Raw genomic sequence first — 21,358 nt, 5'->3', positions numbered from 1 at the left:
CGATCTTCTCGGTCGAAAGCGGAGAAAAAGAGGTGTTGACAGCAGCGAGTAACGCTGTAGAATTCGCCTCCCGCTAACGAGAGATCGGAAGCGCAAGTGGTTGAAGTTGTTGATGTTTCCCAAGCGAAACTTTGGAAACTTCTTAAAATAACCGCTTGACAGATACACCGGGCGCTGTAGAATGCGCGCCTCGGTTGAGACGAAAGCTCTTAACCAACCGCTCTTTAACAACTGAATCAAGCAATTCGTGTGGGTGCTTGTGGGGTCAGACTGCTAGTCAACAGATTATCAGCATCACAAGTTACTCCGCGAGAAATCAAAGATGTAACCAACGATTGCTGAGCCAAGTTTAGGGTTTTCTCAAAACCCAAAGATGTTTGAACTGAAGAGTTTGATCATGGCTCAGATTGAACGCTGGCGGCAGGCCTAACACATGCAAGTCGAGCGGTAGAGAGGTGCTTGCACCTCTTGAGAGCGGCGGACGGGTGAGTAATGCCTAGGAATCTGCCTGGTAGTGGGGGATAACGCTCGGAAACGGACGCTAATACCGCATACGTCCTACGGGAGAAAGCAGGGGACCTTCGGGCCTTGCGCTATCAGATGAGCCTAGGTCGGATTAGCTAGTTGGTGGGGTAATGGCTCACCAAGGCGACGATCCGTAACTGGTCTGAGAGGATGATCAGTCACACTGGAACTGAGACACGGTCCAGACTCCTACGGGAGGCAGCAGTGGGGAATATTGGACAATGGGCGAAAGCCTGATCCAGCCATGCCGCGTGTGTGAAGAAGGTCTTCGGATTGTAAAGCACTTTAAGTTGGGAGGAAGGGCAGTTACTTAATACGTGACTGTCTTGACGTTACCGACAGAATAAGCACCGGCTAACTCTGTGCCAGCAGCCGCGGTAATACAGAGGGTGCAAGCGTTAATCGGAATTACTGGGCGTAAAGCGCGCGTAGGTGGTTCGTTAAGTTGGATGTGAAATCCCCGGGCTCAACCTGGGAACTGCATTCAAAACTGTCGAGCTAGAGTATGGTAGAGGGTGGTGGAATTTCCTGTGTAGCGGTGAAATGCGTAGATATAGGAAGGAACACCAGTGGCGAAGGCGACCACCTGGACTGATACTGACACTGAGGTGCGAAAGCGTGGGGAGCAAACAGGATTAGATACCCTGGTAGTCCACGCCGTAAACGATGTCAACTAGCCGTTGGGAGCCTTGAGCTCTTAGTGGCGCAGCTAACGCATTAAGTTGACCGCCTGGGGAGTACGGCCGCAAGGTTAAAACTCAAATGAATTGACGGGGGCCCGCACAAGCGGTGGAGCATGTGGTTTAATTCGAAGCAACGCGAAGAACCTTACCAGGCCTTGACATCCAATGAACTTTCCAGAGATGGATTGGTGCCTTCGGGAACATTGAGACAGGTGCTGCATGGCTGTCGTCAGCTCGTGTCGTGAGATGTTGGGTTAAGTCCCGTAACGAGCGCAACCCTTGTCCTTAGTTACCAGCACGTTATGGTGGGCACTCTAAGGAGACTGCCGGTGACAAACCGGAGGAAGGTGGGGATGACGTCAAGTCATCATGGCCCTTACGGCCTGGGCTACACACGTGCTACAATGGTCGGTACAGAGGGTTGCCAAGCCGCGAGGTGGAGCTAATCCCACAAAACCGATCGTAGTCCGGATCGCAGTCTGCAACTCGACTGCGTGAAGTCGGAATCGCTAGTAATCGCGAATCAGAATGTCGCGGTGAATACGTTCCCGGGCCTTGTACACACCGCCCGTCACACCATGGGAGTGGGTTGCACCAGAAGTAGCTAGTCTAACCTTCGGGGGGACGGTTACCACGGTGTGATTCATGACTGGGGTGAAGTCGTAACAAGGTAGCCGTAGGGGAACCTGCGGCTGGATCACCTCCTTAATCGACGACCGCAGCTGCTCCATGAGCTCCCACACGAATTGCTTGATTCATTGAAGAAGACGATAGAAGCAGCTTTAAGCTCCAAGCTGATAGCTCACGCTAACAGTTACAAGCTCGAAATTGGGTCTGTAGCTCAGTTGGTTAGAGCGCACCCCTGATAAGGGTGAGGTCGGCAGTTCGAATCTGCCCAGACCCACCAATTTTGTTATGGGGCCATAGCTCAGCTGGGAGAGCGCCTGCCTTGCACGCAGGAGGTCAGCGGTTCGATCCCGCTTGGCTCCACCATAAACTGCTTCTGAAAGCTTAGAAATGAGCATTCCATCAAGGCGATGGTGAATGTTGATTTCTAGTCTTTTGATTAGATCGTTCTTTAAAAATTTGGGTATGTGATAGAAAGATAGACTGAACGTTACTTTCACTGGTAACGGATCAGGCTAAGGTAAAATTTGTGAGTTGCTCTTTGAGCATGCATGCGAATTTTCGGCGAATGTCGTCTTCACAGTATAACCAGATTGCTTGGGGTTATATGGTCAAGTGAAGAAGCGCATACGGTGGATGCCTTGGCAGTCAGAGGCGATGAAAGACGTGGTAGCCTGCGAAAAGCTTCGGGGAGTCGGCAAACAGACTTTGATCCGGAGATGTCTGAATGGGGGAACCCAGCCATCATAAGATGGTTATCTTGTACTGAATACATAGGTGCAAGAGGCGAACCAGGGGAACTGAAACATCTAAGTACCCTGAGGAAAAGAAATCAACCGAGATTCCCTTAGTAGTGGCGAGCGAACGGGGACTAGCCCTTAAGCTTATTTGATTTTAGCGGAACGCTCTGGAAAGTGCGGCCATAGTGGGTGATAGCCCTGTACGCGAAAGGATCTTAGAAGTGAAATCGAGTAGGACGGAGCACGAGAAACTTTGTCTGAATATGGGGGGACCATCCTCCAAGGCTAAATACTACTGACTGACCGATAGTGAACTAGTACCGTGAGGGAAAGGCGAAAAGAACCCCGGAGAGGGGAGTGAAATAGATCCTGAAACCGTATGCGTACAAGCAGTGGGAGCCCACTTTGTTGGGTGACTGCGTACCTTTTGTATAATGGGTCAGCGACTTATTTTCAGTGGCGAGCTTAACCGAATAGGGGAGGCGTAGCGAAAGCGAGTCTTAATAGGGCGTCTAGTCGCTGGGAATAGACCCGAAACCGGGCGATCTATCCATGGGCAGGTTGAAGGTTGGGTAACACTAACTGGAGGACCGAACCGACTACCGTTGAAAAGTTAGCGGATGACCTGTGGATCGGAGTGAAAGGCTAATCAAGCTCGGAGATAGCTGGTTCTCCTCGAAAGCTATTTAGGTAGCGCCTCATGTATCACTGTAGGGGGTAGAGCACTGTTTCGGCTAGGGGGTCATCCCGACTTACCAAACCGATGCAAACTCCGAATACCTACAAGTGCCGAGCATGGGAGACACACGGCGGGTGCTAACGTCCGTCGTGAAAAGGGAAACAACCCAGACCGTCAGCTAAGGTCCCAAAGTTATGGTTAAGTGGGAAACGATGTGGGAAGGCTTAGACAGCTAGGAGGTTGGCTTAGAAGCAGCCACCCTTTAAAGAAAGCGTAATAGCTCACTAGTCGAGTCGGCCTGCGCGGAAGATGTAACGGGGCTCAAACCATACACCGAAGCTACGGGTATCACGCAAGTGATGCGGTAGAGGAGCGTTCTGTAAGCCTGTGAAGGTGAGTTGAGAAGCTTGCTGGAGGTATCAGAAGTGCGAATGCTGACATGAGTAACGACAATGGGTGTGAAAAACACCCACGCCGAAAGACCAAGGTTTCCTGCGCAACGTTAATCGACGCAGGGTTAGTCGGTCCCTAAGGCGAGGCTGAAAAGCGTAGTCGATGGAAAACAGGTTAATATTCCTGTACTTCTGGTTATTGCGATGGAGGGACGGAGAAGGCTAGGCCAGCTTGGCGTTGGTTGTCCAAGTTTAAGGTGGTAGGCTGAGATCTTAGGTAAATCCGGGATCTTAAGGCCGAGAGCTGATGACGAGTTACCCTTTGGGTGACGAAGTGGTTGATGCCATGCTTCCAAGAAAAGCTTCTAAGCTTCAGGTAACCAGGAACCGTACCCCAAACCGACACAGGTGGTTGGGTAGAGAATACCAAGGCGCTTGAGAGAACTCGGGTGAAGGAACTAGGCAAAATGGCACCGTAACTTCGGGAGAAGGTGCGCCGGTGAGGGTGAAGCATTTACTGCGTAAGCCCACGCCGGTCGAAGATACCAGGCCGCTGCGACTGTTTATTAAAAACACAGCACTCTGCAAACACGAAAGTGGACGTATAGGGTGTGACGCCTGCCCGGTGCCGGAAGGTTAATTGATGGGGTTAGCTAACGCGAAGCTCTTGATCGAAGCCCCGGTAAACGGCGGCCGTAACTATAACGGTCCTAAGGTAGCGAAATTCCTTGTCGGGTAAGTTCCGACCTGCACGAATGGCGTAACGATGGCGGCGCTGTCTCCACCCGAGACTCAGTGAAATTGAAATCGCTGTGAAGATGCAGTGTATCCGCGGCTAGACGGAAAGACCCCGTGAACCTTTACTATAGCTTTGCACTGGACTTTGAATTTGCTTGTGTAGGATAGGTGGGAGGCTTTGAAGCGTGGACGCCAGTTCGCGTGGAGCCATCCTTGAAATACCACCCTGGCAACTTTGAGGTTCTAACTCAGGTCCGTTATCCGGATCGAGGACAGTGTATGGTGGGTAGTTTGACTGGGGCGGTCTCCTCCTAAAGAGTAACGGAGGAGTACGAAGGTGCGCTCAGACCGGTCGGAAATCGGTCGTAGAGTATAAAGGCAAAAGCGCGCTTGACTGCGAGACAGACACGTCGAGCAGGTACGAAAGTAGGTCTTAGTGATCCGGTGGTTCTGTATGGAAGGGCCATCGCTCAACGGATAAAAGGTACTCCGGGGATAACAGGCTGATACCGCCCAAGAGTTCATATCGACGGCGGTGTTTGGCACCTCGATGTCGGCTCATCACATCCTGGGGCTGAAGCCGGTCCCAAGGGTATGGCTGTTCGCCATTTAAAGTGGTACGCGAGCTGGGTTTAGAACGTCGTGAGACAGTTCGGTCCCTATCTGCCGTGGACGTTTGAGATTTGAGAGGGGCTGCTCCTAGTACGAGAGGACCGGAGTGGACGAACCTCTGGTGTTCCGGTTGTCACGCCAGTGGCATTGCCGGGTAGCTATGTTCGGGAAAGATAACCGCTGAAAGCATCTAAGCGGGAAACTTGCCTCAAGATGAGATCTCACTGGGACCTTGAGTCCCCTGAAGGGCCGTCGAAGACTACGACGTTGATAGGCAGGGTGTGTAAGCGCTGTGAGGCGTTGAGCTAACCTGTACTAATTGCCCGTGAGGCTTGACCATATAACACCCAAGCAATTTGCTGACCCGAAAGGGCACCAGATTGCGGTGTGTGAAGACGACATGAACCGAAAGTTCGCAGCAAACACACAAACTATCGCATACCCATTCGCTGGAACGTGACCGTAAGGCACGCGCTGGCTACCGAATTTCTTGACGACCATAGAGCATTGGAACCACCTGATCCCATCCCGAACTCAGCAGTGAAACGATGCATCGCCGATGGTAGTGTGGGGTTTCCCCATGTGAGAGTAGGTCATCGTCAAGATTAAATTCCGAAACCCCTATCTGCTGACGCAGGTAGGGGTTTTGTTTTGCCCGCAATAAAAGCACGCGAAAGCTTGATAAATTTGCACAGTTATTTTCGAGCTGGAGCACTAGAATAGCCCCAACTTAGCTGAGCCAGAGCTCTTTTATGTCCGATCCGTCAGACACTCATCGATTGTCAGATTTACCTCTGAATGATCTGGTGGCATGTCATGAGTGCGACCTGTTGATGCGCAAGCCACAACTGGCCCACGGCGAAAAAGCCGAGTGCCCCCGTTGCGGGTATGAGCTCTACGCCCATCGGCACAACGTGGTCGAACGCAGTCTTGCCTTGGTCATCGCCGCTCTGCTGTTATATGTGCCGGCTAACTTTTTACCCATCATGCAACTCAATTTGCTCGGGCAGTCTTCCCAGGACACCGTCTGGAGTGGTGTGATCGGTCTGTTCGATACCGGCATGCAAGGCATATCGGCAGTGGTGTTCCTTTGCAGCATGGGCATTCCGTTACTCAAGCTGCTTTGCCAACTGGCCGTGTTACTGACCATCCGTTGGAACATCGGCCGTAGCTACGGGTTATTGCTGTATCGCATTTACCACCATTTACGAGACTGGGGAATGCTCGAGGTCTACCTCATGGGCGTCCTGGTAGCCATCGTCAAGTTGGCAGATATGGCGGCTATTACCGTAGGTCTTGGCCTGGTGTGTTTCATCAGTTTGTTGCTGGTTCAGGTCTGGCTGGAGGTCGTCATGTCGCCGCACCAGATCTGGCAGGCGTTATCAGGAGAGGATGCCCATGCGGGCGATTGATGCGGGCATTCTGATCTGTACTGAATGCCATGAGCTGAACCGACAGGACGCAGACGCAGACAGACAAACCTGTACTCGTTGCGGCGCACTGGTTCATCCCCGTCGCCCGGACAGCTTGATGCGCACCTGGGCATTGTTGATCACTGCGGCGATTCTCTACATTCCGGCCAACATGTTACCGATCATGACTATCAACTCGTTGGGCCAGGGCGCTCCGAGTACCATCATGTCCGGGGTCATCGAGTTGGTCCAGCACGGCATGATTCCTATTGCCGCTGTGGTGTTTATTGCCAGTATCGTGGTGCCCACGTTCAAATTGGTGGGCATTGCGTTGTTGCTGTTTTCCGTTCAGCGACATCAGCCCATGTCTGCCCGACAACGTATCTTCATGTACCGCTTTATTGAGTTCATTGGCCGCTGGTCGATGCTGGATATTTTCGTGATCGCCATTTTGGTGGCTGTGGTGAATTTCGGACGGCTCGCCAGTGTCGAAGCCGGTCTCGGCGCGATCGCGTTTGCCAGCGTAGTGATTTTGACAATGATTGCCGCAGTAACCTTCGATCCCCGACTGATTTGGGATAACACGGAGTCGGATAACGACCATGACTGATTTGCCTACCGCTAAAACCCGACCGGCTTCGAACTGGTCGGCCATCTGGGTTCTACCGCTGATTGCCTTGATCATCGGTGGCTGGCTCGGCTGGCGGGCTTACACCGAAACCGGGATCGAGATCAGCGTGCGCTTTGAGAGCGGTGAAGGCATTCAGGTCAACAAGACTGAAGTCGTCTACAAAGGCATGCCAGTCGGCAAAGTAAAGGCTCTCACGCTCGATGACGAAGGCAGCTCCAAGGGCGTGGTTGCGACCATCGAGATGAATAAGGAGGTCGAGCAATACCTCAAGACCGGAACGCGTTTCTGGCTGGTCAAGCCGAGCGTGAGCCTGGCCGGGATCACCGGCCTGGAAACCCTGGTGTCGGGTAACTACGTGGCGATTAGTCCAGGTGAAGGAGAATCGACCCGTAAATTCAAAGCCCTGGCCGAAGAGCCGCCGCTGTCGGACGCCAAGCCGGGTCTACACCTGACCCTCAAGGCTGACCGGCTGGGCTCCCTCAACCGTGGCAGCCCGGTATTCTACAAACAGATTCAGGTCGGCCAGGTGAAGAGTTACCTGCTGTCCGAAGACCAGAGCAAGGTCGAGATCAAAGTCTTTATCGAACCGACCTACGCCAACCTGGTGCGCAAGCACACGCGTTTCTGGAACGCCAGTGGCATCAGCATCGATGCCAACCTGTCGGGCGTCAAAGTGCGCAGTGAATCCCTGGCCAGTATCGTGGCCGGCGGCATTGCTTTCGCTACGCCAGAAAGCCGCAAAGACAGCCCGCCAACGGACCCGAGCCTGCCGTTTCGTTTGTACGAGGACTTTGATGCGGCCGCTGCCGGTATCCGTGTGAAGGTCAAACTCAGCGACTTCGAAGGATTGCAGTCCGGTCGTACACCGGTGATGTACAAAGGTATCCAGGTCGGCAGCCTGAAGACCCTCAAGGTCGATCCGGACCTGTCCAGCGCTACCGCTGAATTGACCCTGGACCCATTGGCCGAGGACTACCTGGTGACCGGCACTCAGTTCTGGGTCGTCAAGCCATCGATTTCCCTGGCGGGCATTACCGGTCTGGAAGCGCTGGTCAAGGGTAACTACATTGCCGTGCGTCCAGGTGATAAAGGCGGTGCGCCACAACGGGAGTTTGAAGCCAGGGCGAAGGCGCCGCCGCTGGACTTGCGTTCACCAGGCCTGCACCTGGTCTTGCTCACCGAAAATCTCGGGTCACTGGAGGTCGGCAGTCCGATTCTCTACAAGCAGGTCAAGGTCGGATCGGTGCAGAGCTACCAGTTCTCCCGCAAGAAAAAGCAGTTGATCATCGGCGTTCACATCGAGAAGGAATACGAAGGGTTGGTCAACGGCTCGACGCGGTTCTGGAACGCCAGTGGCATTACCCTCACCGGAGGTTTGACGGGCGGGATCCAGGTCAAGAGTGAGTCCTTGCAAAGCCTGATGGCCGGTGGCATCTCCTTCGAGACACCGGAGCCCAATGTGCCGTTGAAAAGGCGCATCCCCCGGTTCCGCTTGTTCGAGGACCGCGAGGCTGCGCAACAGAAGGGCACTTTGGTGACGATCAAGGTCGATCGCGCCGACGGTTTGCGCAGCGGTACGCCAATCCGTTTCAAGGGGCTGGATGTCGGCAAGATCGAGGATGTGGACCTCAGTGGCGATCTGCAATCGGTGCTGCTCACCGCGCGGATCACCGAAGTGCCAGAGCGCATTGCCCGGGTCGGTTCGCAGTTTTGGGTGGTCAAGCCTGAGTTGGGGTTGATCAAGACGTCCAACCTGGAGACGTTGGTGACCGGCCAGTACATTGAAGTGCAGCCCTCGGCGAAAAACCTCGGGCCGCAGAAAAACTTCGTGGCCCTGGCCAGTCCTCCGGAAAGCGCTGCGCCCGAAGCAGGTTTGAGCCTGGTGTTGAGCGCAGCACGCCGTGGTTCCTTGAAGACCGGCGTGCCGGTGACCTACCGCGAGATTACCGTGGGCAAGGTCACCGGTTATGAACTGGGCCAGACGGCGGATCGGGTGCTGATCCATATCCTGATCGAGCCTAAATATGCGCCATTGGTGCGCAGCGGCACGCGATTCTGGAATACCAGCGGTTTCGGTCTGGACTTCGGCTTGTTCAAAGGGGCAACGGTGCGGACCGAGTCCTTGGAAACACTGATTCAGGGTGGCATTGCCTTCGCAACGCCGGATGGCGAAAAAATGGGCGCTGCTGCGCGGCCTCAGCAGACCTTCCCACTGTTCGATAAGTTTGAGGATGAGTGGCTGACCTGGGCGCCGAAAATCAGCCTCGGCAAGTAACCGTTATTTTGTGCTGCCCAGCGGGAGCAAGCTCCCTCGCCACAGGTTGTGCATAACCACAAAAAAGGCCGCGATCCAATGATCGCGGCCTTTTTCATGTCCGGTAATTCACCTCATACCGGATCCAGCTCCGGCTCATCAGCCTGTACATTCACCGTAGCTCTCACTGCATCGTGACGACGGATGTATTTCCAGTCCGCTTCGTCGATGTAGATGCCGTTCGGGCCGCTGCCGCCTTCCAGGTCGATGGCGACACTGGCGCAGACTTGCGGCTTCACGCTGGCCAGGATCGGCACGAAGCCCAGTTGCAGGCTGGTTTCCAGCAGCGCGGCCTGGTTTTTCTCGTCGATGTCCGCCGCTTCGTCGAGGTAGTACGGCAGGCGCACGCGGCCGGCTTGTTCGCGGTCCATCAGGTGCAGCAACAAATACATGTTGGTCAGCGCCTTGATGGTCATGGTGGTGCCGTTGGAGGCCGCGCCGTCGATGTCGGTGTGGATCACGGGCTGGCCGTTGACCTTGGTGATCTCGAACGCGAGTTCGAACAGGTCCTTGAGACCGAGCTGGTTGTGGTTCGCCGCCACCAGCCGCGCCAGGTATTCCTTGGCTTCTTCGTTCTTGTTGTCCTGCTCGGCGCTCTGGCTGAGGTCGAACACCGACAGCGTCTCGCCTTCTTCGTACTGGCCGGCGCTGTGGATGATCTGGTCGATGTGCTTGAGCGCTTCCTTGTTCGGCGCCAGGACGATCCGGAAGCTCTGCAGGTTGGACACCTGCCGCTTGTTGATCTCGCGGTTGAACAGCGCCAGTTGGTGCTCGAGGCTGTCGTAGTCGCTACGGATGTTGCGCAGGGTCCGGGCGATATCGGTCACGGCCGCACGGCGCGCCTTGCCCAGGGTCAGGGCTTCATCGGTGCGGTGGGCATAGGCGTTGATCAGCAACTGCAGACGCCGCTCCATGTCGTCCTCGCTGTCGAACTTGGCCACGCCCTTGAGGCGCACCTGGGCATACAGCGCTTCGATCTGGCCATCGACCCGCAACAGGCCTTGCCAACTGTCCTGGTAGTCATTGAGCAACGGCAGCAAGTTGTCCATGGAATCGTCGACCGGGTCCATGAACGGCGTGCCGAACGGTAGGTCGGCCGGCAGCAATTGGCGACGGCGCAGGGCATCGTCGAGGGTGCGTTGCTTGGCCTCCATGTCGGCGATCTGCCGGCCCACCAGTTGCAGCTTGGCCGACAGTTGCTGGACGCGCTCGGTGAAGGCATCGCTGGAGCGCTTGAGTTCGTCCTGGGCGGCTTCCATCTGTGCCAGTTGTTCGAGCTTCTCGCCTTCTTCGGCGCTCAAGGTCTGGCTGCGGCGGAAGTCTTCCAGGGCTTTTTGCGCATCCAGCACTTGTTGGTACAGGGCTTCGGTCTGGGTTTTGCTCGCGGCGCGGTCGGCGGCCACGGCTTGCTGGGTCTTGAGCTGCTTGAGTTCTTTTTCCAGGCGCTCTTTCTGGTCCCGCAACGCGGCACGGTCAGCCAGGGCTTGCAGGGCAGGCGGTTCGATGTGGGACAGGTCGATGGACAGGCCCGGCACTTCGAAACGTTCACCCTTGAAGCCGTCGAGGATCAGCTCCATGGATTTGACCCACTCGCCATTCTCGTCCAGCGCGATGCCGTGTTCACCCAGTGGCAGGCTGAACAGGGCGCTGTTGAACAGGCGCATCAGGCGCTCGACGTCCTGCTGCGAGAACTCTTCGCGCAGGCGGGCGTAGCTGTTGTTGTCGGCATGATCGAGTTGCTGCTTGACCGACTTCAGACGTTTTTCCAGATCCCGCAGGCGCTCTTCCAGGTCTTCGGCGCTGAACTGCCGGGACTGGGCCAGGGCACCGGCCAGTTCGTCGTGGGCGTCCTTGGCGGCGAGCAGTTGTTGCTCCAGGACCTTGACGTCATCCACCAGGGCAAAGCGGTTCTTGAGCACCGACAGCTCGCCGATCCAGCGCTGGATGCCGCTGATTTCCCGCTCCAGACGCATCAGCTCTTGAGTGCCGCCGCGCTGGTCGTTCTGCAGCGAATCCTGTTCGTTGCGATAGTGTTCGGCCTGGATGGTCAGCTCTTCCTTGCGCGCACTGGCGTAGTCCGACCAAGTGCCCAGCAACGAATCGAGCAACGGCGAGAGGCGATGCAGTTTGCCGCGCAGAATGTCGCGCTGCTTCACGCCATTGGCCAGGGCTTCCACCAGCGGGCCGGCGGCGACCAGGGAGTTGTAGTCCTGTTCCATGCGTCGTACGTCGCGGAAGGCTTCTTCGCACGCCGCAATGTAATCCACGCTGCCGGAGCGCAGGCTGTGCTCGAACGCGTCGAGGAACAGTTGCTTGAGTTTGGCCGCAGTGATTTCACGCATGTGCAGCAGGTTGATGAACAGCGCGCGGAAGGTCTTGAGGCTTTGTTCGCTGGTGGAGCGCAGCGGGATCAGCGTCAGGTCGAGCGGAATGGACGTATGACCGCCTACTAACAGCCGCCGCAGTTCATCCGGTTTGAGTTCGTAGGCTTTGAGGCCTTCGCGCTCCAGGTTGGTGAACAGTTCTTTCTGACGCAGGCAGGTGTCGTCTTTCTGGTAGTGGGCCAGGTCCAGTTTGCCGGCGTAGGCGAAGAACTGGTGACCGAAACCGCCGCCGGGGCCGCGACCGACCACGCCGATCACGTGCGGGCCGTGGGGCAGGGCGACTTCCACCAGGATGTAGCTGGTGTCCGAGGCAAAGTAGAAACGCCGGGATTGTTCCAGGCTGTACTTGCCAAAGCTCATGTCCGACATACGCGCCAGGATCGGGAACTGCAAGGCGTTGATCGAGGCGGATTTACCGAGGTTGTTCGCGCCGTACACCGACAGCGGTTCTTCCAGCGGGAACAGGCCGAGGCTGTAGCCGGCGGTGTTCAAAAGGGCAAAGCGGCGGATGCCGTAGCGTTCCTTGCTCATGCGTCGGTCTCCTGTTCTTCGGCGATGGCACGGGCCAGCGCGTCTTCTTCGCTTTCACCCTCGAATTCACTCAAGTCCAGCGGGTCATCGGTTTGCAGCAGCTTCTCGTCGCTGTCTTCGTCGATCAGCACCGGCGCCGGCAACGGCAGCACGCTGTGCAGGCTGGCGGCCAGGTCGCGGTCCTGCTGGACCGACAGGCAAACATCGAGGAAGCGGTGCATCGGCGGCAGGAAGCGATACACGCCGTTCTCTTCGCTGGCAAAACCCAGTTGGGTCATGCGCCGCATGATTTTTTCTTCCAGCTCTTCCTGGGTCTGTACTTCGGCCTGGATGAACAGGTCGCGGTACTTTTCCAGCAGCGAAGGCAGCTCATCGCGGCCCAGGCTGCCCCCGTCGAGCACGGCGATCGGGTCGCGGCCCTGGTCGGCCAGGTGTTCGACAAGGATGAAGGTGAACAGGGCCAGGCGCTGAGCGGTCTTGTTCACCGCGGCGGCGGCCAGGTCCGGGACGAAGTAGTAGAAGCCACGGGTGTCGCACACCAGCTCAAAACCCAGGGCCTTGAACAGCGTGCGGTACTGGTCCTGGAAGTTGGACAGTTGCGCGTACAGCTCCGGGTCGCGGCGGCTGACGTGGTAACCCTTGAACAGCTCGCGGAAGATCGGCGCCAGCTGGGACAGTTCGGATAAATCAAGATGCATGGGGGATGCTCGCAGAATCCTCGGCAGCGCTGTCGCGGGCCGAGAGCAGGGCGAAGGAGCGCAGGCTGACCTGATGCTCGTGAGTATGGTATTCGCGGCGTTCCAGACGCTCGCGTTTGAAGCGTTTTTCCCGCGACAGGCGCGAGAACCAGTACAGCAATTCGTCGGTGGCGCCGTCCGGTTCCTGCTCCAGCAGCCAGGTCATCAGGTCCGGCATCGGCAGGGCGTCTTCGCAACGCTCGACCATCTCGCGCACGGTACGCGGCGCACGCGGTGCTTCGCCGCCCTTGTGGGTCTTGTGGGACTTGGGGAAGCGCGCCGGTTTCGGCTCGAAACGGGCCAGAGCGTAGACATAGGCTTCGACTTGGCTCGCACTGCCCAGGAAGGTGCTTTGCGGCCGGGTGAACAGCGGCATCGCGGCCTGTGGCACGGCATCGATGCCTTTGCGGCGAATGGCGGCCAGGGCCAGGGCGGCGCCACGGGTCACGGCGTTGTGGCGGCGGGCTTCTTCGCGCAGCGGCAGGAGCAATTCACGGGCGTGGCGCAGGGTCAGTTGGGCACTGGTCTGCATCTCGAGGATGCGCGCGTGGGTGCGCAGCAGCATGTCGTCGTCCACCAGGTGGCCGAGGCGCTGCTGTTCGGTGAGCATGCGCAACAACACGTTCTCGACCTTGCGCACGCCCTGCTCGAACGCGCCGTCGGCGTTCACCAATTGGATCATCGGCTCGACGTATTCGTCCCAGGTCGCCAGCACTTCGGCGTAACGCTGGCGCAGCGGGATCTGCCGGTCGCTGGTCTTGGCCCGTTCGGCGACGGCCACCAGGGCCTGTTCGTCGTTGGCGAGTTTCTTGAGCACGTCGCGTACGCGCATGTCCAGCAGGCGCAGTTGGCGAGCCAGGTCGTTGCCGTCGCGAATGTCGAAAGCGTCCTGGATATAGCCGGCCAGGCGCTCGAGGTGGCGCAGGTAGGCTTCGATCTCCAGGCACAGGCCCAGGCGATGTTCGCGGCGCAGGTAGGCGAGGAAGTCATGGATCTGGGCGTTGAGCTCGAAGCGGTTCGGGCTTTTCGCCACCGGCACGAGGATGTCCAGGCGGATCCACACGTCCAGCAGGTTGGTGATGTCCTGGGGCGTGCTGTCCAGTTGTTGGGCGGCCAGCTGTGAACGCAATTCGTTGAGGCTCAGGGTGCCCTGGTCGAAGTGCTCGCACAAAGGTTCCAGCAATGCCCAGTGTTCAGCGAGGGCGCGCAAGACGCGCTTGGGTTCGATCATCGCAATGGCCGTCGGGTTGGCAATTAAAAGCGGCGATTGTACTGCATCGGGCCGCTTGCGATTCACCCCTTGGACGGACTGTCGTTCGCTATCGACCAACTATTGGCTCAACAGGGGAGCGATCCGTCTCGAAGGGCGGTAGAATCCCTCCCACTTTCAGTTATCCACAAGTGGCCGACCTTTGCTTATCGAGTCCCGTCGCCGCGCTTATCTGAGCGCCATGCAGGTGGTCAGCTGGCTGCCGCGTACCGAATTGCCGTTCGCCGCCCCGTCGCGGCCCGAGCTGCTGGAAACGCCCGAGCCCGAGTACATCGCGCCGGTCGTGACGCAGCCCGTGGCCAAGAGCGTTGCCGAGCCGGTGGCGCCGGTGGTCGAGCGACCGAAAATAGACGTGCCGCGTCCAAGCCTGGCCTCGACCCGTACTAACGCCAAACCGGTGGAGGACACCGTTGAAGCGCCGGCTGCGGTCAAGGTGCCCTATGTCGCGCCGCCGCGTTTCGCCCTGCAGTTGCTGCGGGCCGGGCGTTGTTTATTACTGGTGGAGCTGCCCACGGGCGATCCCTTCCAGAGCCGCGACCCGGCGTATCTGCTGCTCAAGGACATGCTGCGCGCTGCCGGCCTGCCAGACAGCCCGCAAATCATCGGCGAGCCGGTGCGCTGGCCGCTGTTGTCCCGCGGCACGATGGACCAGGGGCCGGAAGCGGCGCGGGATTTCGTCCAGGGTTTTGTTTCGGCGCGGCTCGAAGATGAACCCTGTGCGTGCCTGTGGTTGATCGGCTTGCCGGCGGTGAAGTTTGCCGGCGAGGCGGATGCCGAAGCGTTCAATCGTGAATTGCAGGTCGAAGGCCTGGGCTCGGCCTGGGCATTGCCCGGGCTGGAATTGTTAATGGAAACGCCACAGCGCAAGGCTGATGTCTGGCAAGCCATGCGCCGGCTGATGGCGCGCTGGAAAGAATCGAATGAGTGACGCTGTATCGTTCCGCCCGATGACCGAGGCGGATCTCGACGCTGTGCTGAAGATCGAATACGCCGCCTACAGCCACCCCTGGACCCGGGGAATCTTTCTCGACGGGCTGGGCAAATACCAGATATGGCTGATGTTCGAAGGCCAGCAGCAAGTGGGCCATGGCGTGGTGCAGATCATCCTGGATGAGGCGCACTTGCTCAATATCACCGTCAAGCCGGAAAACCAGGGCCGTGGCCTGGGCCTGCGCCTGCTGGAGCACCTCATGTCCATTGCCTACAAGGCCGAGGCCCGGGAATGCTTCCTGGAAGTGCGCGACAGCAACCGCACGGCGTTCCGGCTGTATGAGCGCTATGGCTTCAATGAAATTGGCCGGCGCCGGGATTACTACCCGGCGGTGGGCGGGCGTGAAGATGCGGTGGTCATGGCGTGTACCTTGGTGGACTGAACTGCCTACCGAGGTTGACCGCAACGCCGCCATCGCGAGCAAGCTCGCTCCCACAGGGGGCGACGGCGGTGCACATCAGATTTGCGCTCGAACACAAAACCATGTGGGAGCGAGCTTGCTCGCGATGACGGCGTCACATTCAACATCAATGCAACCTGGCCCACCGCTATCGCGACCAGGCTCGCCCCCATAAGAGATCAGCTGCGCTTGCCATCCAGTGGATCGAGATCCGCCATTTCCGCTTCATCCAGCCCATCGCCCCCACCAATATCATTTTCATCCACCACGCTCAGGTCCCAGTCCGCCCGTTCGTCGCCGCCGGCTTCGTGGGCGTCCCGCGCGCCGTCCTCGCGAATGAGCGTTTCCGGGCTCATGTCGTCGTCGGTCGGTTCGTGATCATCCGTCGAAGCCCCTGTCATGCCCGCCTCGCGCACACGTTCAGGCGGCATCAACTGTTCGCGTTCGTTGTCCGGCAGTTCGTCGCCGATTTTCGCGCTGGGCTCATCCTCCTCGAATTCCAGCTCATGCATCGAGCCCATACGGTCCTCGTTGTCGTCGATGGGTTCCGGTTGCGCCGCATCGAAGGGGCGTCGTGAATCATTCATGGCAATTCCTCATACTGTGGGCCTTACTGGGTGGACCCGCAGCCGTGCCGAGAATTCCAACGGCATCATCGAAGTGACCTCGACAGGCGGTCGATTGTCAAAGTTGCGCACTATTCTCGAGGGCTAGAAGCATGAACGAATTACAAGATCTGATTGATAACAACGCGCGCTGGGCCGATGCGATCAAGCAGGAAGATCCTGACTTCTTCTCCAAGCTGGCTCGTCAGCAAACCCCGGAGTATCTGTGGATCGGCTGTTCCGATGCGCGGGTGCCGGCCAACGAGATTGTCGGCATGCTGCCGGGCGATCTGTTTGTACACCGCAATGTGGCCAACGTAGTGCTGCACACGGACCTCAACTGCCTGTCGGTGATCCAGTACGCGGTGGACGTGCTCAAGGTCAAACACATTCTGGTCACCGGCCATTATGGCTGTGGCGGTGTGCGGGCCTCGATGCAGGACCGGCAACTGGGCCTGATCGACGGCTGGTTGCGCTCGATTCGCGACCTGTACTACGAGCATCGCGAGGCGTTGGGCCAATTGCCGACCGAAGAGGAACGCGTAGACCGCCTGTGCGAACTCAACGTGATCCAGCAGGTGGCCAACGTCGGCCATACCAGTATTGTGCAGAACGCTTGGCACCGTGGACAGAAACTGTCGATTCATGGCTGCATCTACGGCATCAAGGACGGACGCTGGAAGAGCCTGGACACCACGATCAGTGGTTTCGAGCAATTGCCGCCGCAGTATCGGCTGCGTCCGGTCGACGCGTCCTGAGTGCAATAACCTCAAGGACTATGCGTTGCCCCGCGTCAGCCCAGGCTGACGCGGGGACACCCTGAGTTTTTACGCCGCCTCGGCCGGCAACGGCATGGGCACTTTCAGTTGTGGAAGTTGCGACTTGATCGCCGGCGTTTCGCATTTTTTCGCCGCGTCAGCCGGGGAAAGGTTGCGAACCGAGGTGTAGAACAACTCGCAGGTCTGTTCCTTTTGCGTCACCTGCCAAGTCTGGGTGCATTGGTTCAGCAGTGTGCTCGGATCGCTGCCCGGCTTGCTGCCCATGCCGGCCTGCCAGCACGCCGCACTCAGGTCCTGGCCCATGACTTTCAAGCCAGCGGCATCTGCCTTGGCTTCGTCACCGTCGTAGTTGTCCTTGTCAGCGGCGTACCAGATATAGCTCGGGTGGTTGGAGCCCAGCACCGGGACCTTCGCACCTCCAGTCGGCGTGATGGTCGCCAGGCCGAGCACACCCACGGTCTGGCCATACTGGGTCTTGATCCAGTTCCTCACGGGAGCGCCGAAGGCCACCATCGGCAACGTGGCCCCGCTTGTGCCTTGGGTGATCTGCTTGACCATGGTGGTCTGGTAGTCGTTGAAATAATCGTAGAGTCCTTCCAGCGTGCTGCCAGCATTGGACGGGGCCGCGATTGGCGCGATATCGATGATGGTCTGGTAGGCGGGCGTCTGTTCAGCGGCGATACCGTTGACGGTCAGCAGCGTGGCCCAGCGATCGGTGGTCGCCGACTCCAGGTAATCCTGGGCCTGGGTCAGGGAGTAATCCGGCGGGAAGTGCAGCAACTCGACACTTTTGCGGTTTTCCAGGGCCATGCCCAGCGGCAGGAACAGGTACCAGTTGTAGGACCATTTCTTGTCGGTGTTGAGTTTGCTGGCGCCGTTGTACGCCAGGTCCCCGGCGTCGAGCAGTGCCTTCAGCGGTTGGCCGTAGCTCTTCGGTACGCCGTCGATGCTGGCATAAACCTTATCGTTATCGATTTTGACCTGGACCTTGGCTGTGTCATAGCCGTCGCGCTGTACGCTTTGGGTCAGGTAATGCTCGACGGTCTGCTCCAGGGTCCAGTCGCGAAAGCAAATCACGTTGCAGTTGTTGGGGTAGGCGAAGAGGCGAGTGACGCGTTCAGTGCTGCCAAGTTGTACGTCAATGTCGGCGGCTTGAGCGGTGCTGCTCAAGGCCAGGGCGGCAAGAGGAAGTACTGCGAATTTGAACATGCTCAGATCCTTTTCAGCGTGAGGGACCCTTGAAACAGGGCGCCCCCATACTGAAACAGACCGGGCCGAAGAAAAAGTGGGCCGACGGAAATATCGGCGCTTTTTTATGGCTTTATGGCATCACTGGCGGTAAATAGCTCAACGTCTTCCCCAACGCCCACAGCAGCGCCAGCACCAGTGGTGTATGCACCAGCAATTGCACGAAGGAAAACCCGATCAAATCCCTGGCCTTCAGCCCCAACACACCCAACAGCGGTAGCATGTAGAACGGGTTGATGAGGTTGGGCAGCGCTTCGGCGGCGTTATAGATCTGTACCGCCCAACCCAAGTGATAATTCAGGTCGTTGGCCACTTGCATGACATAGGGGGCTTCGATGATCCACTTGCCGCCGCCCGACGGAATAAAGAAGCCCAACACCGCCGAATAGACGCCCATCAACAGGGCGTAGGTGTCATGGGACGCGATCTGTACGAAAAAGGTCGAGATGTGATGGGCCAATGTCTGGGCGTCGCTGCCCTTGACCGTGGTCAGCAAGGCGGCGATCGAGCCGTAAAGCGGGAACTGGATCAATACGCCCGTGGTGGTCGGCACCGCGCGGGCCACCGCATCGAGAAAACTGCGCGGCCGCCAATGCAGCAGCGCGCCGAGCATCAGGAACAGGAAGTTGTAAGTGTTGAGCCCGGAAATGGCGCTGATCGCCGGTTTGGTCGAGAACTCATGGAACAGCCAGCCGGCCGCCAACAGCACCAGGGCGATGGTCAACAACGGGCTGTGCTCCAACCATTCTCCAGGACGGGTGCGCGGTTGCAGCGCCGGCATGCTGAAACTGGGGTCGATCCCGCAGGCGGCGGCGTCACGGGCGCTGCTGGGACCGGGGGCGGTGGCGTAGGCAATGATCAACGAGATCACAATCAGCGCCAGCAACATCACCCCGGACTGCCAGAGAAAGATGGTCTGGGTGAACGGAATGACGCCAGTGATCGACAGGATCGACGGCGGCAGGCTGGCCGGGTTGGCCTGCAATTGCGCGGCCGACGAAGACAACCCCAAGGCCCACACAGCGCCCAGGCCAAGGTATGCGGCGGCGCCAGCGGCGCGATAGTCCATCTTCAGGTCGGTGCGACGGGCCAGGGCTCGTACCAGCAAGCCGCCAAACACCAGCGACAGGCCCCAGTTGAGCAGCGACGCAACCATGGAAATCAGCGCCACCCAAGCCACGGCGGAGCGGCCGTTCTTCGGGATCCGCGCCAGGCGATCGATCAACTTGACGGCCGGCGGCGAACTGGCCACCACGTAGCCGCCAATCACCACGAAGGCCATTTGCATGGTAAAGGGGATCAGGCTCCAGAAACCATCGCCGAATGCCATGGCGGCGGCTGTGGGCGTGGCGCCGATCAATTGCGTCGCCAACGCGACCACCAGCACTGCCAGCGCGGCAAAGACCCAGGAATCGGGGAACCAGCGCTCGGCAAAACTGGAGCAGCGCAAGGCGAAGCGGGCGGAACGGCTGTCTTCGATGTCGGTGGTCACGGCAATTACCTCGTTTTTATGGTTATGGTTACGGGTATTGGTGGCGGCAAGGCCTCAGTGGTCAGGCCTCAACAGTAGAGCAATCCAGTGACCATGGGAGGTCTACCAGGGTTTCGAGAGCGCTCATGATTATTTTCAGCAACCGGCCAGGGATGCTCTTTAGAAAAAAATCGCCGGGCCGATGGCAAGGAAACGAGCCACTTAACTCTCCTGCCTGCCGGAGCATGTCCATGTTCAATAAACGCTTGAAGCAGGAGCTGTCGGCTCTTCGCCAAGAACTGTCCAGCCTCATGCAAGTGAAAGAAAGCCTGGACCGCGAAATGCTGGCCCTCATGCTTGATGCCGATGGACGTGTGCAAACGGTCAATCAGAATTTTCTCGACGAAATGCACTACAAGAGCCAGGACCTGATTGGCCGATCTGTCGAGGACCTTGTTCCGGCTTACCTGAAGTCCAACGAATTCCAGCTTCGCTTCAAGTCGGCGCTGACCCGTGGCGAGCACTTTTCCGGTGCGGTGCGCCTGGTTCGCGGCAATGGCCAGGAGGCCTGGTTGCGTTCGATCCTTCAGCCAGTACGCAATGCTGACGGGCGAATCCGCTTCTTTTCGATGTATTCCAATGACCTGACCCGCACCATCGAGGGTTCCCGCGAGCATGAAAACCTCATCGGTGCATTGGTGCGCTCAACGGCGGTGATCGAATTCGACCTGAGCGGTCACGTACTGACGGCCAATGACCGCTTCCTCAACGCCATGGGTTACAGCCTGGCGCAAATCAAGGGCAAGCACCACCGCACATTTTGTGAACCGGAAGAATACAACAGCGCGGCCTACCAGCAGTTCTGGCAGCGCCTGAACAGCGGTGAGTTCGTGGCCGGCCGCTTCAAGCGCATCGACAGCAACGGCCGCGAGGTCTGGCTGGAGGCTTCCTACAACCCAGTGCTCGATGCCAACGAGCGACTTTATAAAGTGGTCAAGTTCGCCACAGACATCACTGACCAGGTCAACCAGGAAAAAGCCGTCGCCGAGGCGGCCAATATTGCCTACAGCACTTCATTGCAAACGGACAGTTGCGCCCAACGCGGGACCACGGTCGTGACTCAGGCGGTGGATGTGATGCACGACCTGGCCCGGCACATGCAGACCGCCGGCGAGGGGATCGAGGCTCTGAATGAGCAGTCCCAGGTAATCGGTACCATCGTCAAGACCATCAGCGGCATCGCCGAACAGACCAACCTGCTGGCCCTCAACGCAGCCATCGAAGCGGCCCGGGCCGGAGAGCAGGGTCGAGGCTTCGCCGTGGTGGCCGATGAAGTGCGGCAACTGGCGTCACGAACCAGCCAGGCGACCGATGAAATCGTCAGCGTGGTCCGCCAGAACCAGGACATGGCCCGCAATGCCGTGGCGCTGATGACCGACGGCCAGCACCAGGCCGAACAGGGCCTGGCCCTGGCAGCCGAAGCGGGGACGGTGATTGTCGAGATCCAGGACGGGGCGAAAAAAGTGGTTGATGCGGTGAGTCAGTTTGCTAACCAATTGTCGACCTGATCGCTATAAATTATCGTTTAT

At 58.2% G+C, this 21,358-nt stretch carries 13 protein-coding genes, 2 tRNA genes and 3 rRNA genes; 12 read left to right on the top strand and 6 right to left on the bottom strand.

Annotated elements, in window-relative coordinates; translation table 11 throughout:
• Positions 1 to 379 precede the first annotated feature (379 nt).
• The 8 genes from J9870_RS24675 (at position 380) to J9870_RS24640 (ending at position 9,314) form a co-directional block, all read left to right on the top strand.
• A 16S ribosomal RNA gene (locus J9870_RS24675) occupies positions 380 to 1,916 on the top strand.
• A gap of 122 nt (positions 1,917 to 2,038) precedes the next feature.
• Positions 2,039 to 2,115, top strand: a tRNA-Ile gene (locus tag J9870_RS24670).
• A 10-nt stretch (positions 2,116 to 2,125) separates the two neighbouring features.
• Positions 2,126 to 2,201: transfer RNA gene (locus tag J9870_RS24665), tRNA-Ala, on the top strand.
• A 243-nt stretch (positions 2,202 to 2,444) separates the two neighbouring features.
• Positions 2,445 to 5,336, top strand: a 23S ribosomal RNA gene (locus tag J9870_RS24660).
• Positions 5,337 to 5,485: 149 nt separating this feature from the next.
• A 5S ribosomal RNA gene (gene rrf / locus J9870_RS24655) occupies positions 5,486 to 5,601 on the top strand.
• Together the 16S, 23S and 5S rRNA genes with 2 tRNA genes alongside form the textbook arrangement of a ribosomal RNA operon.
• Positions 5,602 to 5,748: 147 nt before the next feature.
• On the top strand, positions 5,749 to 6,408 hold the full coding sequence (locus tag J9870_RS24650) for a paraquat-inducible protein A (protein WP_210640926.1): 660 nt from the start codon (positions 5,749 to 5,751) through the stop codon (positions 6,406 to 6,408).
• Positions 6,395 to 7,018, top strand: a complete 624-nt coding sequence (locus J9870_RS24645) for a paraquat-inducible protein A (RefSeq protein WP_210640924.1) — start codon at positions 6,395 to 6,397, stop codon at positions 7,016 to 7,018. Before J9870_RS24650 ends, J9870_RS24645 begins: the two co-directional genes overlap by 14 nt.
• Entirely contained in the window at positions 7,011 to 9,314 is a 2,304-nt protein-coding gene (locus J9870_RS24640) for an MlaD family protein (protein ID WP_210640922.1), read from the top strand. The genes J9870_RS24645 and J9870_RS24640 overlap by 8 nt, the downstream gene beginning before the upstream one ends.
• Positions 9,315 to 9,427: 113 nt before the next feature.
• Here J9870_RS24640 and mksF read toward each other — a convergent pair whose 3' ends face one another.
• From mksF to mksB, 3 genes are read right to left on the bottom strand one after another with little or no spacing between them, the layout of a single operon-like run.
• The gene (mksF, locus tag J9870_RS24635; protein WP_210640920.1) at positions 9,428 to 12,268 is read right to left on the bottom strand and encodes an Mks condensin complex protein MksF; all 2,841 of its coding nucleotides are present in this window, start codon (positions 12,266 to 12,268) and stop codon (positions 9,428 to 9,430) included.
• A complete protein-coding gene (mksE, locus tag J9870_RS24630) occupies positions 12,265 to 12,966 on the bottom strand; it encodes an Mks condensin complex protein MksE (RefSeq protein ID WP_014340217.1) in 702 nt (233 codons plus the stop codon). Before mksE ends, mksF begins: the two co-directional genes overlap by 4 nt.
• Positions 12,956 to 14,236, bottom strand: a complete 1,281-nt coding sequence (gene mksB / locus J9870_RS24625) for an Mks condensin complex protein MksB (RefSeq protein ID WP_109754932.1) — start codon at positions 14,234 to 14,236, stop codon at positions 12,956 to 12,958. The genes mksE and mksB overlap by 11 nt, the downstream gene beginning before the upstream one ends.
• Positions 14,237 to 14,417: 181 nt before the next feature.
• Here mksB and J9870_RS24620 point away from each other — a divergent pair, with 181 nt between their 5' ends.
• Together J9870_RS24620 and rimI are read left to right on the top strand one after the other, a co-directional pair.
• Complete coding sequence (locus J9870_RS24620; RefSeq protein ID WP_210640919.1) at positions 14,418 to 15,203, top strand: energy transducer TonB; 786 nt, start codon at positions 14,418 to 14,420, stop codon at positions 15,201 to 15,203.
• A complete protein-coding gene (gene rimI / locus J9870_RS24615) occupies positions 15,196 to 15,648 on the top strand; it encodes a ribosomal protein S18-alanine N-acetyltransferase (protein ID WP_003205585.1) in 453 nt (150 codons plus the stop codon). Before J9870_RS24620 ends, rimI begins: the two co-directional genes overlap by 8 nt.
• 197 nt (positions 15,649 to 15,845) lie before the next feature.
• On the opposite strand, the gene J9870_RS24610 is transcribed toward rimI, so the two are convergent.
• Positions 15,846 to 16,253, bottom strand: a complete 408-nt coding sequence (locus J9870_RS24610; RefSeq protein ID WP_210640917.1) for a serine kinase/phosphatase — start codon at positions 16,251 to 16,253, stop codon at positions 15,846 to 15,848.
• 131 nt (positions 16,254 to 16,384) lie between these two features.
• On the opposite strand from J9870_RS24610, the gene can reads away from it, so the two are divergent.
• On the top strand, positions 16,385 to 17,029 hold the full coding sequence (gene can, locus J9870_RS24605; protein WP_210640915.1) for a carbonate dehydratase: 645 nt from the start codon (positions 16,385 to 16,387) through the stop codon (positions 17,027 to 17,029).
• Positions 17,030 to 17,098: 69 nt separating this feature from the next.
• Here can and J9870_RS24600 read toward each other — a convergent pair whose 3' ends face one another.
• Both J9870_RS24600 and J9870_RS24595 read right to left on the bottom strand, forming a co-directional pair.
• A complete protein-coding gene (locus tag J9870_RS24600; RefSeq protein WP_210640913.1) occupies positions 17,099 to 18,259 on the bottom strand; it encodes a hypothetical protein in 1,161 nt (386 codons plus the stop codon).
• Positions 18,260 to 18,371: 112 nt separating this feature from the next.
• Complete coding sequence (locus J9870_RS24595) at positions 18,372 to 19,790, bottom strand: TIGR00366 family protein (protein ID WP_210640911.1); 1,419 nt, start codon at positions 19,788 to 19,790, stop codon at positions 18,372 to 18,374.
• A 230-nt stretch (positions 19,791 to 20,020) separates the two neighbouring features.
• Between J9870_RS24595 and J9870_RS29720 the strand changes: the two genes are divergently transcribed.
• Entirely contained in the window at positions 20,021 to 21,337 is a 1,317-nt protein-coding gene (locus J9870_RS29720) for a PAS domain-containing methyl-accepting chemotaxis protein (protein WP_210640909.1), read from the top strand.
• Positions 21,338 to 21,358 lie beyond the last annotated feature (21 nt).

This window comes from Pseudomonas sp. Tri1 (genome assembly GCF_017968885.1).
In the GTDB taxonomy this organism is placed as follows: Bacteria; Pseudomonadota; Gammaproteobacteria; order Pseudomonadales; family Pseudomonadaceae; genus Aquipseudomonas.
The sequence above is the reverse complement of the archived record's forward strand: the minus strand, read 5'-3'. Positions and strand labels throughout refer to the sequence as shown.

What these genes read in the sequence shown, in the direction of transcription:
- J9870_RS24650 (WP_210640926.1), top strand. Translation starts at nt 5,749, where the DNA reads ATGTCCGATCCGTCAGACACTCATCGATTGTCAGATTTACCTCTGAAT.
- J9870_RS24645 (WP_210640924.1), top strand. Translation starts at nt 6,395, where the DNA reads ATGCGGGCGATTGATGCGGGCATTCTGATCTGTACTGAATGCCATGAG.
- J9870_RS24640 (WP_210640922.1), top strand. Translation starts at nt 7,011, where the DNA reads ATGACTGATTTGCCTACCGCTAAAACCCGACCGGCTTCGAACTGGTCG.
- mksF (WP_210640920.1), bottom strand. Translation starts at nt 12,268, where the DNA reads ATGAGCAAGGAACGCTACGGCATCCGCCGCTTTGCCCTTTTGAACACC.
- mksE (WP_014340217.1), bottom strand. Translation starts at nt 12,966, where the DNA reads ATGCATCTTGATTTATCCGAACTGTCCCAGCTGGCGCCGATCTTCCGC.
- mksB (WP_109754932.1), bottom strand. Translation starts at nt 14,236, where the DNA reads ATGATCGAACCCAAGCGCGTCTTGCGCGCCCTCGCTGAACACTGGGCA.
- rimI (WP_003205585.1), top strand. Translation starts at nt 15,196, where the DNA reads ATGAGTGACGCTGTATCGTTCCGCCCGATGACCGAGGCGGATCTCGAC.
- J9870_RS24610 (WP_210640917.1), bottom strand. Translation starts at nt 16,253, where the DNA reads ATGAATGATTCACGACGCCCCTTCGATGCGGCGCAACCGGAACCCATC.
- can (WP_210640915.1), top strand. Translation starts at nt 16,385, where the DNA reads ATGAACGAATTACAAGATCTGATTGATAACAACGCGCGCTGGGCCGAT.
- J9870_RS24600 (WP_210640913.1), bottom strand. Translation starts at nt 18,259, where the DNA reads ATGTTCAAATTCGCAGTACTTCCTCTTGCCGCCCTGGCCTTGAGCAGC.
- J9870_RS29720 (WP_210640909.1), top strand. Translation starts at nt 20,021, where the DNA reads ATGTTCAATAAACGCTTGAAGCAGGAGCTGTCGGCTCTTCGCCAAGAA.